Annotated in this window: 13 protein-coding genes; 10 read left to right on the top strand and 3 right to left on the bottom strand. The window is 60.0% G+C overall.

Annotated features, from left to right (window positions below):
• Positions 1–5 precede the first annotated feature (5 nt).
• Positions 6–833, bottom strand: a complete 828-nt coding sequence (cysE, locus tag GTQ55_RS13460; protein ID WP_311736362.1) for a serine O-acetyltransferase — start codon at positions 831–833, stop codon at positions 6–8.
• A 41-nt stretch (positions 834–874) separates the two neighbouring features.
• Positions 875–1,606 carry a M15 family metallopeptidase gene (locus GTQ55_RS13465; protein ID WP_161859203.1) on the bottom strand — a complete coding sequence of 244 codons (732 nt, stop codon included), beginning with the start codon at positions 1,604–1,606 and terminating at the stop codon, positions 875–877.
• Between the two features lie 412 nt (positions 1,607–2,018).
• On the opposite strand from GTQ55_RS13465, the gene GTQ55_RS13470 reads away from it, so the two are divergent.
• The 4 genes from GTQ55_RS13470 (at position 2,019) to GTQ55_RS13485 (ending at position 5,065) form a co-directional block, all read left to right on the top strand.
• Entirely contained in the window at positions 2,019–2,303 is a 285-nt protein-coding gene (locus GTQ55_RS13470; RefSeq protein ID WP_161859204.1) for a TfoX/Sxy family protein, read from the top strand.
• A 213-nt stretch (positions 2,304–2,516) separates the two neighbouring features.
• Positions 2,517–3,404, top strand: a complete 888-nt coding sequence (gene htpX, locus GTQ55_RS13475; protein WP_161859205.1) for a protease HtpX — start codon at positions 2,517–2,519, stop codon at positions 3,402–3,404.
• 79 nt (positions 3,405–3,483) lie between these two features.
• Positions 3,484–4,545 carry a S1C family serine protease gene (locus tag GTQ55_RS13480; RefSeq protein WP_161859206.1) on the top strand — a complete coding sequence of 354 codons (1,062 nt, stop codon included), beginning with the start codon at positions 3,484–3,486 and terminating at the stop codon, positions 4,543–4,545.
• A 175-nt stretch (positions 4,546–4,720) separates the two neighbouring features.
• A complete protein-coding gene (locus GTQ55_RS13485) occupies positions 4,721–5,065 on the top strand; it encodes a Rieske (2Fe-2S) protein (RefSeq protein ID WP_161859207.1) in 345 nt (114 codons plus the stop codon).
• Positions 5,066–5,071: 6 nt separating this feature from the next.
• On the opposite strand, the gene sfsA is transcribed toward GTQ55_RS13485, so the two are convergent.
• A complete protein-coding gene (gene sfsA, locus GTQ55_RS13490) occupies positions 5,072–5,782 on the bottom strand; it encodes a DNA/RNA nuclease SfsA (RefSeq protein WP_161859208.1) in 711 nt (236 codons plus the stop codon).
• Here sfsA and GTQ55_RS17775 point away from each other — a divergent pair.
• The 6 genes from GTQ55_RS17775 (at position 5,681) to GTQ55_RS13510 (ending at position 12,318) form a co-directional block, all read left to right on the top strand.
• Positions 5,681–5,929 (top strand): hypothetical protein, encoded by a 249-nt coding sequence (locus GTQ55_RS17775; protein ID WP_183946685.1) that lies wholly within the window; start codon positions 5,681–5,683, stop codon positions 5,927–5,929. The genes sfsA and GTQ55_RS17775 overlap by 102 nt on opposite strands.
• Before the next feature lie 149 nt (positions 5,930–6,078).
• Positions 6,079–6,516, top strand: a complete 438-nt coding sequence (gene dksA / locus GTQ55_RS13495; RefSeq protein WP_161860171.1) for an RNA polymerase-binding protein DksA — start codon at positions 6,079–6,081, stop codon at positions 6,514–6,516.
• 81 nt (positions 6,517–6,597) lie between these two features.
• Positions 6,598–7,473, top strand: coding sequence for a tRNA glutamyl-Q(34) synthetase GluQRS (gene gluQRS, locus GTQ55_RS13500; RefSeq protein ID WP_161859209.1), 876 nt, complete (start codon positions 6,598–6,600; stop codon positions 7,471–7,473).
• 158 nt (positions 7,474–7,631) lie between these two features.
• Positions 7,632–7,808 (top strand): hypothetical protein, encoded by a 177-nt coding sequence (locus GTQ55_RS17780; protein ID WP_010130964.1) that lies wholly within the window; start codon positions 7,632–7,634, stop codon positions 7,806–7,808.
• A complete protein-coding gene (locus tag GTQ55_RS13505; protein WP_161859210.1) occupies positions 7,798–10,785 on the top strand; it encodes an ATP-binding protein in 2,988 nt (995 codons plus the stop codon). Before GTQ55_RS17780 ends, GTQ55_RS13505 begins: the two co-directional genes overlap by 11 nt.
• A gap of 135 nt (positions 10,786–10,920) precedes the next feature.
• Complete coding sequence (locus GTQ55_RS13510) at positions 10,921–12,318, top strand: sigma-54-dependent transcriptional regulator (RefSeq protein ID WP_161859211.1); 1,398 nt, start codon at positions 10,921–10,923, stop codon at positions 12,316–12,318.
• Positions 12,319–12,419: the final 101 nt, after the last annotated feature.

The raw sequence follows: 12,419 nt of genomic DNA on the forward strand, positions 1-12,419 counted from the left end.
CGGATTCAGTCCTCGGAATCCAGTGTCTGGTCCATGGTGTAGGCCGGAGCGCCCTCACATTTACCACCAACGACCCGTGCCGGCACACCGGCTACGGTTGAGTGCTCAGGTACATCCCGAAGCACCAGGCTACCAGCGGCAATTTTCACGCCCTCTCCAATATCGACCGGGCCCAGTATTTTGGCACCAGCGCCGATCATCACACCTCGACCAATTTTCGGGTGGCGGTCTCCGCCGCCACTACCACTCCCACCCAGGGTGACCGAGTGCAAGATCGATACGTCGTCTTCAACCACGCTCGTCTCGCCCACCACCAGGCCAGTGGCGTGGTCAATCATGATGCCGCAACCAAAGCGGGCCGCGGGGTGGATGTCTACCGCAAATTGTTCCGATACCCGGCTCTGGAAATACAGCGCCAGGGTGTGACGCCCCTTTTTCCACAACCAGTGTGCAATGCGGTGAGACTGCAGGGCGTGAAATCCCTTGAAATAGAGAAATGGCATCAGGTACTGATCACACGCCGGGTCGCGATCGTACCAGGCACAGATGTCCGCTTGCATACAGCGGGAGATCTCCGGTTCATCCGCCAGCGCCGACGCGATAACTTCCTGCAATGCAGTCGCGGTGAGCGCCGTATGATCCAGCACCGAAGCCAACTGGTAGGCCAGCGCGCGGTCCAGGCTGCGGTGGCGCAGCACCGTGTTGTGGAAATAGCTTGCCAGTACCGGCTCTCCGGCAGCCGCTGCGGTCGCTTCCGCACGCATGGAAGTCCAGATATCCCGATTGTTCAATTCACTGACGTTGATGATTTCACTTCCCGTGTTCGATCCCATTCTATGACTCCCTGATCCCCGGCCATCGCGGGGGCACAGGTTCAGAGCCGATCCCCCAAATTGGCCGGGTAAGCCGCTTCCGGCACCTCAACGAAGCGGGGATAAATGACCCCCATCTCGCTGCATACGGTGTCCGCAAGGGCCAGTTCGCCGCCCGCCTGACACAACTGTAATTGCTCCCGCAGCAAATCGGGGCAAAGCGCCTGCTGGAACTCTTTTGCGCGCGGCGCGTAACTCAAGTGCCAGCGCTCCGGGGCCACGCCACCTCGATCCTCGGCGTAGGGGCGAAAGAGCCCATAACTTCTGCCCGTGGCAATCTTTTCGTCCAGCCAGCAGTGAAACGGGCCAAACACCCCATCATCTGCCACTTCTTCCGGCGTCAGCTGCACCCGGTAATCCTGCGCAACGGCGGCGGCATCGATAACATCAAAGTCTGTGCCCCAGTGGTGGCGAGAGCCACCCGGCAACGCCGACCAGCGCAATATAGCGAATACAATTTCCTCTGGCGACATGCGCGCCACATCCAGTGTGCGGCCCGCGCTATCGAATACCGGGCGCTGCCCTCCGGCCTTGGCGTTCCAGATCGTGCGCTGGCGTTCAAAATCCCGAAAGCCGGATACCACTTTCGGATCGAAACCCGCCTCCCTCGCGTCCCGGCGTAATTGACTGAATGCGGTAAGGGCCTCTGGGTGCATCAGCTGCCCGGAAACCGGCTCGAGGATGACATGCGCATCCGTCAGCCCAAATAGAATGTTCTTCAGAAGTTGATGCATGAAAGTGGGCCTCAAGTCCCGAAAAGCGTATACACCCTGCAACTCAAATACTGCAAAACCGATTAATACAGACTAGGCTTTTGCTGCGGACGTGACTAATTAGCACAAGTGTGCCCCGTGTTGGCAGCCGTCGCAAATACCGACACAGCGCGAAAGTTCGGTCCACAGAACCGTGGCGACGGGCAGCGCGGTTTGGGCTTTTATTTTTTTATGCTATGTTGCACGCCTGTTGTAAACGGCTCAGGGTTGAGCCGAAAAAGGAATCACTTCAGGGCCGGAACATACGTCGAACATCCTCGGACAGGGTTTGACGGGATGCGCTTGCAGGCCGCAGTTCCGACGGCAGGAGTGAAGAACATGTCGCGGCATGTTGCTATCGCCGCCGACCGTCAACAGTTCAGGGAATGAATTTATGCACCCAAGTCAATCAGAGTTGTTACAACTGAAAAACCTGGGACTCGCCTCCGTCAATATTCTTCATTCTATTGGCATCCGTACCCTGGAAGACCTGAACCGTGTCGGCCCCGTCGAGGCATTCGCCAGCATTCGCCGCCGCGGCATCAACGTATCCCGCGTTCTCCTCTACGCCTTGCAAGGCGCCATTCTCGACGTCCACTGGAACGATCTGGATCCAGACCTGAAGGCTTCCCTGGTAAGCGAGGCAGAACAGCTTATCTCCCGCAAAGACAGCGCCTGACCCTATACTCTCCTGAAATTGTGCCCAACCAGACTTGCAAACGGCACAACTGGACCCTATCTAGCCCAGAACACCCTGCCGCACAGGCAGCGGTATTACCCCGTGCGCCACGGCTCGATAAGCGTTGAGCACAACCGTTCACGCGGCACCCGGGATTGATTCGGTTCACGAAAATTTTCTACGGTTTTCCACAATATCTCTCGGAGAAGTCTGATGTTGCGAATAGGGCTTTTTTTACTCACCAACCTGGCGGTGATGGTGCTGGTCGGCATCATTTTCAACCTGTTTGGGATTCAAGGCATTCTCGACGCCAATGGCGTCAATCTGAACCTGCCCGGCCTGCTGTTGATGTGTGCCATCTTCGGTATCGGCGGCGCGCTGATTTCACTGCTGCTGTCGAAAACCATCGCACGGAGGTCTACCGGGACCCAGGTGATCGACCAGCCCCAGACCGCAGACGAACGCTGGCTGGTGGAGACCGTTCGCGAGCTGTCTCAAAAGGCCGGCATCGGCATGCCGGATGTGGGTATCTTCCCGATGCCCCAGGCCAACGCCTTCGCCACCGGCTGGAACCGAAACAACGCGCTGGTGGCGGTGAGCGCCGGATTGCTGCAACGCTTCAACCGCGACGAGGCCCGCGCGGTGATCGGGCATGAAATCGGCCACGTCGCCAACGGCGACATGATTACCCTCGCGCTGATCCAGGGTGTGGTAAACACCTTCGTGATGTTCTTTGCGCGGCTGGTGGGCTTCTTTGTGGACAGAGTGCTGCTGCGCAATGAACAGGGGCTCGGTATCGGCTACTACATTACATCCATCCTCATGGATATGGTGTTCGGTGTGTTCGCAATGATGGTGGTGGCCTGGTTCAGCCGTCGCCGTGAGTACCGCGCCGATGCCGCTGGCGCGCACCTGGCAAGCCCGGGCGCCATGATTGCCGCGCTGGCGCGTATCAAGTCTGAGTCCGAGGCGGGACGCGAACAGCCGCTGCCGGCGAATATGAAGGCCTTTGGCATCTACGGCAACAGCATGGCCGCCCTTCTCGCCAGCCACCCCCCTCTTGAGGATCGGATCCTGGCACTGCAAAATTCTGCCCGTTAATCGTGAAAAATTGGGGAGCGCCCGCCTGCGGGCGCTCCTGCAACCTCAAAAATCATTGCGCAGGAACACACCGACCGCCATGTATTTGACCAAACCCTTTTTCCGAGCCGCCCTCACCCTTCTACTTCTCTGCCCGGCCTTCAGCGCCCTTGCAGACGCCCGCGTTCCCCAGTTCGCTACCGATGACGAAACCAACACCATGCAGGTGTTCACTTTCGCCAGTCCCTCGGTGGTCTATGTGACCAATGAAACCGTGGTGCGGGACCGCTGGACCCTGAGACTGCACACGGTGCCCAAAGGCGCCGGCAGCGGCTTTATCTGGGATGACCTGGGCCATGTGGTCACCAATTTCCACGTCATCGAGAAGGCGCGCAAGATCACCATTACCCTGCAGGATCGCAGCGAGTGGCCGGCGGAACTGGTCGGTTCGGCGCCGGAAAAAGACCTCGCAGTTCTGAAGATCAGCGCTCCACCGGAACTGCTGAAACCGCTGAAACCGGGGCAGTCCGCAGGGCTTTCCGTGGGACGGAAGGTGCTGGCCATCGGCAACCCCTTCGGCCTCGACACCACGCTGACTACGGGCGTGGTCAGTGCCCTCGGCCGGGAGATCGAGGCTGCGGGCAATCGCACAATTCGCAATGTGATCCAGACCGATGCGGCGATCAACCCGGGAAATTCCGGCGGCCCTCTGCTCGACTCCAGCGGTCGCCTGATCGGGGTGAATACGGCGATCTATAGCCCAAGTGGTGCGAGCGTGGGCATAGGCTTTGCGATACCAGTAGATACCGTGAAAAAAATCGTGCCGGAGCTGATTGCCCATGGGCGCCTGGTGCGGCCAATCCTGGGCATCGAGTCGGCGCCGGACCAGTGGGCGAGCCAGTACGACTTCAAGGGTGTGGCGGTACTGCGCACGGCGCCCGGACTTCCCGCCGAGCGCGCCGGGTTGCGCGGCGTGTACCGCAGCAACCGCGGCGGCTGGCAACTGGGGGATGTGATCGTCGGCATCGACGGCCTGCCGATCAGCAATTACGACGACCTGATGAATGTGCTGGAAAACCGGCGCCCGGGAGACAAGGTACAGGTCGATTACCTGCGCGATGGTGAGGCATACCAAACCTCTCTGGTTCTGGCCGCGCCCTGACAACCAGTCCCTGAACACCAGCCCCTGAAAATGCCCGGACACCAATGAAATTCACGTGTCCGAGCGTAATACGAAGGGGCTGATAGCGGGTACCGCCTCGGCCCCCGGTTAAATTCTCCCGGCGTTTCGGTACACTCTCACGCCAAATTTGAATCAGGCCGGGAGGACCGACCTCATGCAAAAACACTTTCTCTGCGGTTACCAAGACTTGAACGAAGGCGAGTCCAGGGGCTTCTCCCTTGGCGACAACAGCGCAGGCATGGACAATGTATTTGCGGTGAAAAAAGACGGCGAGGTGTTTGCCTACAAAAACACCTGCCCGCACCGGGGAATCAACCTGGAGTGGCAGCCGAATCAGTTTCTGGACTCAGAAAAAGCGCTGATCCAGTGTGCCTCTCACGGGGCACTGTTTGAGATTACCACCGGCGAATGTATCGCCGGCCCCTGCGCAGGTGATGCACTGACGCCAGTACCGGTGGAATATGCGCAAGAGGGCCTTTACGTGCTGCTGGCTGACTGAGGAAGGTCAGTCTGCCGCAGGCAGAAATGGCACCGGCTCGAACAGGCAGATTTCGTCGGCACTAAGGCGCGCGCGGTAAGCGATGACTTCCATCCCGGCCGCCACCGCCTCTTTGAGAGCCGCCGCATAAGCGGGATCGATATCCGCGGCAGCTTCCACTGTCTCAATCCCGGAATGCTGGACGCAGTAAAACAGCACCGCGCGCACACCCGACTCCGCCAGCTTCTGCAACTCCCGCAGGTGTTTGGTACCGCGTGCGCTGACCGCGTCGGGAAACAACCCCCTGGCCCCCTCGGCCAGAGTGACGTTTTTCACTTCCACATAGCAGTCACCACTCTGCCCGCTGAGCAGCAGGTCGATACGGCTGTTCTCTTCACCATATTTGACCTCCCTGCGCAGCTGCGCATAGCCCTGCAGCTCGGTAACCACGCCGCTGTTGATCGCCTCTTCCACCAGCGCGTTGGCGCGCCCGGTATTCACACCGGCCAGTGCGCCTTCCGGTGTGGTGGTGATTTCCAGGGTATGGCGGTATTTGCGTTTGGGGTTACCGGAGTCGGAATACCAGCAGGGTGTGTTTTCCTGCCAGCAGTTTTTCATTGAGCCGGTGTTTGGGCAGTGAATGGTTATAATTTCACCAGACAAAGTTTCTACATCGGCCAAAAAACGCTTGTAGCGACGCAGAAGTTTTCCCTCGGTAAGGGCCGGGTTAATTTTCACGCAAGATCCTGGAAAAAGTCAGTTAAGGGCGGATTGAATGCCGCCCTGCCGAAAAAACGGCCGCCAGAATACACCATCGCACCGATTCTTTACCGGAGGATCGTCCCCGGTGGCTCTACAGGACAACATTTTGTGGCGCAGTTCTGAGAGATTTGATAGTTTCCTCGCCTTGGTCGCAATGGCGGCCTGAAGATACAGCCGGCGGTCGCTTAGGCTTTTTGTGCAGCCTGCTAGGCTTGAATTTGGTTGTAGTGCCCCTATAACACAGGGCCCGAATTACGAGAGAGGCAATGACTATGCCCAATACTGCTGCGAAATCCGATTCTCTGCACGGCTTCGAGCCCTATCAGGAACAGAAGGGCGAGGAGTACATGAATGAGAAGCAGCAGGAGCATTTCCGCAAGCTGCTGCTGGCCTGGAAGGCCGAACTCATGGCAGAGGTGGATCGCACCGTAACTCACATGAAAGATGAAGCTGCGAACTTCCCGGACCCGGCGGATCGCGCCAGCCAGGAAGAGGAGTTCAGCCTGGAATTGCGCACCCGCGATCGCGAGCGCAAGCTGATCAAGAAAATCGATGCCACAATCGAACTGATCGACCAGGACGACTACGGCTTCTGTGAAGCCTGTGGCGTCGAGATCGGCATCCGTCGCCTGGAAGCACGTCCCACCGCCACACTGTGCGTGGACTGCAAAACCCTGGCGGAAATCAAGGAAAAGCAGATCTCGGGCTGACGCCTGCTGTCCGGGCGGCGCTTGAGCCGCCCGGTATTCCGCTACCGCACCGTCTGATTCACTCGTCTCCCGGTTTACGGCATGCCCGAACACTACATCGGCCGCTTTGCCCCCTCCCCGACTGGCCCGCTTCACTTCGGCTCTCTGGTGTGTGCCCTTGGCAGTTATTTCGATGCCATTGCCCACGGGGGACACTGGCTGGTACGTATGGAGGACCTTGACCCTCCACGGGAAATGCCCGGTGCCGCCCAGCGCATCCTGAATTCCCTGAACGCGCACGGCCTGCACGGGCATGGGGCTATCGTGTGGCAGAGCCAGCGACACCACCTGTATCACGCCGCGCTGGAGCAGCTACAGGCACGGGACCTGGTTTACCGCTGCCATTGCACGCGCGAACAAATCCGTCGGGCCGGTGGCCATCAGAGGGAAAACTGCGTCCCGCGTTCCGATGGCAGTCCGTTCGCGCTGCGCTTCCACTGCGCCGGCGCCAGTGAAACCTTTACCGACCTCTGGCACGGTGAGCAGACACAGCGGATCGCGGAGGACCCGATCCTCAAGCGCAAGGATGGACTCTATGCCTACCAGTTGGCCGTCGTCGTGGATGACATCCAGCAAGGGGTGACGTGTATCGTGCGCGGCTCCGACCTGCTGGACTGCACCGGGGTGCAACGGCAGCTGTTCGCGGCTCTGGGGGCCAGCGCACCGGCGTTCGGTCACCTGCCACTGGTAATGAATGAAGCCGGGCAAAAGCTCAGCAAGCAGAATCACGCGACAGCGCTGGACGATTCCGCGCCATCCCTTAACCTGTTCCGGGCACTGCACTTTCTGGGGTTCCGGCCGCATCCCGACCTTGTCGAGGAAACACCCGGTCAGATTCTCAGCTGGGCCAGCGCGCGCTGGCAGCGCCGGCAGGTGGATAGACGCAACCGGCTACTGGAACAGCCGCCTTCGCGGTAATTTTGTTCAATCGGCAGCGGTGCAAGGCGCGCGCGAAGGTGCTGTCAATTATTGGCTCGAGGCAGCCGGTAGTTGAACTCCCCCCCGGCCGCGCATTAACATTTTGCGCCAGATTTCTCCCTTACTGCCTCACCGCAGGACAAACCGACAGGTTTTTGATGAGCAACCGTACCCTGTTAATCCTGCTGGTACTGGTGGGCTACGTATTCAGCCCCACCGTATTCACCTGGATGATCAACCCCTCCGGCGCCTGGTATCGTCCGTTTATTCTGTGGTTCGTACTTATTCTGCTGGCGATCTTCATTCAGCGGAGGCGCAAGCCCGATGACCTTTGAGATCGTCAATATTTCGCTGATCGGCGTCGCCTATATTTTCGCGCTGTTTTTTGTCGCCTTCGCCACCTCCAAAGGCTGGCTGCCAACAAACTGGGTGCGGCACCCGTTTTTTTATGTCCTGTCGCTTGGCGTGTCCCTCAGCGCGTGGACTTACTACGGCATCATCGATCTTGCCTGGCAGCACGGTTACGGCGTACTCGCCTACTACCTGGGTACCGGAGCCATGTTCCTGTTTGCCCCGGTGGCTCTCGAACCCCTGGCGCGGCTGGCCCAGCGCTACCAGCTCACCTCCCCCGCGGATCTGCTGGTTTTCCGTTATCACAGTCGCGAGGCGGGGACACTGGCCACCCTGTTTATGCTGCTTGGACTGTTGCCACTGATCGCCCTGCAGATACAGGCCGTCGCGGAAACCCTGGCGCTGCTGTCGCGCGACGATGCGGCAGCGCTGGCAATTCCCGCCAGTGGCGTAACCAGCAAAGACCTGATCGCATTCCTTTACTGTGTATTGCTGGCGGTGTTTACCAGTACTTACGGCGCATCACGCAAGCGCCGGGCGGGCCTGGCCAGCGCCATGGCACTCGAGTCCATGGTGAAACTGTTGGCGTTGCTGGCCGTCGGGCTCTATGCGGTATTCGGCGTCTTTGGCGGTCTGGGGGAACTTGATCAGTGGCTGGTTCAGAACAACGACATGCAGCAGCTGCTGTACTCTCCGATCAAGCAGGGGTCGTCGCATACACTGCTACTGGTGTTTATTGCCACCGCGGTGGCGATGCCACACATTTTTTACCTGAGTATTGCCGAGCGCCCCGCCACCCAGGGACTGCGAACCGCCAGCTGGGGATTCCCGCTGTTTCTGCTACTGATGGCGCTGCCGATTTTCCCGATCATGTGGGCGGGCTTCGCACTGGATGTGTCGGAGCCGGTGCAGTACTTCACCCTCGCCGTGCCCCGCGCCAGCGGATCCGCGCTACTGACTATCGTCGCGTTTATCGGCGGTCTGTCCGCCGCCACCGGCGCGCTGATCATGATCACCCTGGCACTCTCCACCATGGTGATGAACCACTGGCTGCTGCCGGGCACCCGCTGGCAGTCGGATGACAATATGTACCGGCAACTGCTGTGGCTACGCAGGGCTCTGGTCGCTGCGCTGTTCCTGGCCGGCTTCGGGTTTTATCTGCTGCTCAACAACCGGCTGTCATTATCGGATCTTGCAATCATTGCGTTTATCGCGTCACTGCAGTTCCTGCCCGGTATCTTTGCGGTAATTCACTGGCCCCAGGGTAACCGCCGCGGCTTTATCGGTGGCCTGCTGGCCGGCATGCTGGTCTGGGCCGCGGGACTGCTGTTCCCGGCCATCATCGGGAACAGCGGAATCGCGTTTGGCGAATACCGCATTCCGCTGGGTATGGAGATCTGGCCACAGATCACCACTCTGTCACTTTCAGTAAATGTACTGCTGTTTGTGGGGCTGTCGGTGTTTACCCGCGCAAGCAGCCTCGAACGCTACGCCGCGGACCTGTGCAGTGACGACTCGATCAGCCAGGCCCTGCGCCTGGAACTGGATGTGCAGTCGGCGGCGGACTTCCGGTTGCGCCTGTCCGAAAGCCTTGGTGCTGCTACCGCCAGCCAGGAAGTAAGCCGTGCCCTGCGCCAGTTGAACTTACCGGAAAACGAGCGCAGACCCTACGCCCTGCGTCAGCTGCGTGACAAACTGGAAGCCAATCTGTCCGGCCTGCTGGGACGCGTGCTGGCCGGGCAGATACTGGACCGCCACCTGCCCTTCGTCACCAGTGATCAGCCCGCCAACAAAGACATCAATCTGATTGAGACCCGCCTGAGCCGTTACAAGCACCAGCTCACGGGCCTCGCCGCCGAGCTCAACAACCTGCGCCTCTACCACCGGCAGATGCTCGAGGAACTGCCCATGGCTGCCTGCTCCCTCGGGCGCGACGGCGAGATACTGTTGTGGAACTACGCCATGGCGGACCTCACGGGTGTGAGCGCCAGCGAGGTGATCGGCTCCAAACTGGAATACCTGCCGGAACCCTGGCGCACGCTGGTCACCGAGTTTGCGGAATCGGCCGATGGCAGCCGCTTCAAGCAACAGGTGGAAATGAACGGCAACAGTCACTGGCTCAACCTGCACAAAACACGGCTCAAGCAACGCAGTGGAAAATACGGGCGGGAAAACAGGGAGAGCGGTAAAGATACCCGCAGCGACGGCCAGATGCTGCTGATCGAGGACATCACCGAAACCCAGGTACTGGAGCAGGAACTGATGCACAGTGAGCGCCTGGCCTCCGTCGGCCGCCTGGCCGCCGGCGTCGCCCACGAGGTGGGTAACCCGGTAACCGGTATCGCCTGCCTGGCGCAGAACCTGCAATTCGAATCCGACAACCCGGAAGTACTGGAGACCGCGGACCAGATCCTCAGCCAGACCCAGCGCATCAGCCGCATCGTCCATTCGCTGGTGAGCTTCTCCCACAGCGGCAACCAGGACAGTGAAAAGGCGCCGGTCGACCTCCATGCCTGCGTGGAGGAAGCGGTGCAGTTGCTGTCTCTACAACGGGACAAGACCCAGGTGACCTTCGCCAACCGGGTTCCCGATGACCTGTATGCACTGGGCGACAACCAGCGCCTGATCCAGGTGTTCATCAACCTGCTCAGTAACGCCCGCGATGCCAGCCCCGACGGAGGGCATATCGACGTTGAGGGCTACGTTCGCGCCGGGCTCGCCTGCGTGGCGGTCACCGACAACGGCCCCGGTATCTCGGCCGCACACCGAGAGCGGATTCTGGAGCCCTTCTTCACCACCAAGGAGCCCGGAGAAGGCACTGGTCTCGGGCTCGCCATGGTATACAGCATTGTTGAGGAGCACGGTGGACAACTGGAACTGGTCAGTCCGGCCCACGCGGATACTGGCCGCGGCGCACGTTTTATCGTGCAACTCCCCCTGGAAAGCCCCGAAAACAGGTAAGGCAATGCCCCGCTGTTACAGGTTGAGAGCAAAATCTGGACGTTTTTTGAACACAACCCCCGATTTGGGTTGCATCGAAACGCCCAAAAGGTAAAACTTAGCGTCCCCTGAACAATTTGTAACCAGGCGTAACATATGAGCCACATCCTGATCGTAGAAGATGAAGCCATTATCCGCACTGCACTGCGCAAGCTGCTGGAGAGGCACCGTTATAAGATCAGTGAGGCCGGCTCCGTGCGTGAAGCGACCACCAAGTATCGCATCACGGACATGGACCTGATCATCTCCGACCTGCGCCTGCCCGGCGCCCCCGGCACGGACCTGCTGAAGCTGGCGGGCGACGTACCGGTGCTGATCATGACCAGCTACGCCAGCCTGCGCTCTGCCGTGGACTCCATGCGTATGGGCGCCGCCGATTACATCGCCAAGCCCTTCGATCACGACGAAATGCTCGCGACGGTGCGCCGTGTCATCGGCAAGGCCGAGCAGAATCGGGCTGCCGGAGCCGCCGCTGCCGACAGCAAGAACGAAGGCAGAGCCATCGCCGGCATGATTGGCGACAGCCCGGTCATGCGCGACCTCTACGCGCGCATTCACAAGGTAGCACCCACCGACGCCACCGTGCTGGTACACGGCGAAACCGGTACCGGTAAGGAACTGGTAGCGCGCGCGATTCACGAAGAGAGCAAGCGCAACGGCAAGCCCCTGATCTCGGTCAACTGTGCCGCGATTCCGGAGACCCTGATTGAGGCCGAACTCTTTGGTCACGAAAAGGGTGCCTTTACCGGCGCGCAGACTGCCCGCGAGGGTCTGGTTGCCGCTGCCGACGGCGGTACCCTGTTCCTGGATGAAATCGGCGAACTGCCGCTGGAAGCCCAGGCCCGACTGCTGCGGGTTCTCCAGGAAGGTGAAGTACGCCCCATCGGTGCCATTGAATCCCGCAAGGTCAACGTGCGCCTGGTGGCCGCCACCCACCGCAACCTCCGCCAACTGGCTTCCGAGCGCAAGTTCCGGGAAGACCTTTACTACCGGATCAACGTGGTCCAGATGAGTTTGCCGCCACTGCGTGAGCGCGGCAAGGACGTGCTGTCCATTTCCGAGAGCCTGCTCGAAAAGTTCTGCGCCAAAATCAATCGCCAGACACTGAAACTGTCCCCCGAGGCCATTCAGGCCGTGACCACGTACACCTGGCCGGGCAACGTGCGCGAACTGGAGAACGCCATCCAGCGCGCGGTGATCCTCACCGAAGACAGCAGTGAAATCGACCACCGCACCCTGGATATCGACCTCGACCTGGTTCCCATAGAGGAAGCCGATCCCGAACGCCGCCCGCGCAGTAACAGCCTGCACGCCGACCCTCGCGAGGACCTGTCACTGGAGGACTACTTTGCCCGCTTTGTCCTCGAGCACCAGGAAACCATGAGCGAGACGGAACTGGCCAAGAAACTCGGGGTAAGCCGCAAATGTCTGTGGGAGCGCCGTCAGAAGCTCGGTATCCCGCGGAAAAAAGCCAAACGTGTTGCGGAAGCCTGATTTCCGCCTCCCCCCAGCCGTTTTTTTACCGAAAAGCCCCGGACAGTCACGCTGACCGGGGCTTTTTTTCGCAGGCGACCAGCTTTCCGGGCGCGCTCCTG

Source organism: Microbulbifer hydrolyticus, from assembly GCF_009931115.1.
Classification (GTDB): Bacteria; Pseudomonadota; Gammaproteobacteria; order Pseudomonadales; family Cellvibrionaceae; genus Microbulbifer; species Microbulbifer hydrolyticus.

Excerpts from the sequence above, each read along its gene's own strand:
- gluQRS (WP_161859209.1), top strand. The coding sequence starts at position 6,598 with ATGCCCGAACACTACATCGGCCGCTTTGCCCCCTCCCCGACTGGCCCG.
- GTQ55_RS17780 (WP_010130964.1), top strand. The coding sequence starts at position 7,632 with ATGAGCAACCGTACCCTGTTAATCCTGCTGGTACTGGTGGGCTACGTA.
- GTQ55_RS13470 (WP_161859204.1), top strand. The coding sequence starts at position 2,019 with ATGCACCCAAGTCAATCAGAGTTGTTACAACTGAAAAACCTGGGACTC.
- cysE (WP_311736362.1), bottom strand. The coding sequence starts at position 833 with ATGGGATCGAACACGGGAAGTGAAATCATCAACGTCAGTGAATTGAAC.
- GTQ55_RS13510 (WP_161859211.1), top strand. The coding sequence starts at position 10,921 with ATGAGCCACATCCTGATCGTAGAAGATGAAGCCATTATCCGCACTGCA.
- GTQ55_RS13480 (WP_161859206.1), top strand. The coding sequence starts at position 3,484 with ATGTATTTGACCAAACCCTTTTTCCGAGCCGCCCTCACCCTTCTACTT.
- GTQ55_RS13465 (WP_161859203.1), bottom strand. The coding sequence starts at position 1,606 with ATGCATCAACTTCTGAAGAACATTCTATTTGGGCTGACGGATGCGCAT.
- GTQ55_RS13485 (WP_161859207.1), top strand. The coding sequence starts at position 4,721 with ATGCAAAAACACTTTCTCTGCGGTTACCAAGACTTGAACGAAGGCGAG.
- htpX (WP_161859205.1), top strand. The coding sequence starts at position 2,517 with ATGTTGCGAATAGGGCTTTTTTTACTCACCAACCTGGCGGTGATGGTG.
- GTQ55_RS13505 (WP_161859210.1), top strand. The coding sequence starts at position 7,798 with ATGACCTTTGAGATCGTCAATATTTCGCTGATCGGCGTCGCCTATATT.
- dksA (WP_161860171.1), top strand. The coding sequence starts at position 6,079 with ATGCCCAATACTGCTGCGAAATCCGATTCTCTGCACGGCTTCGAGCCC.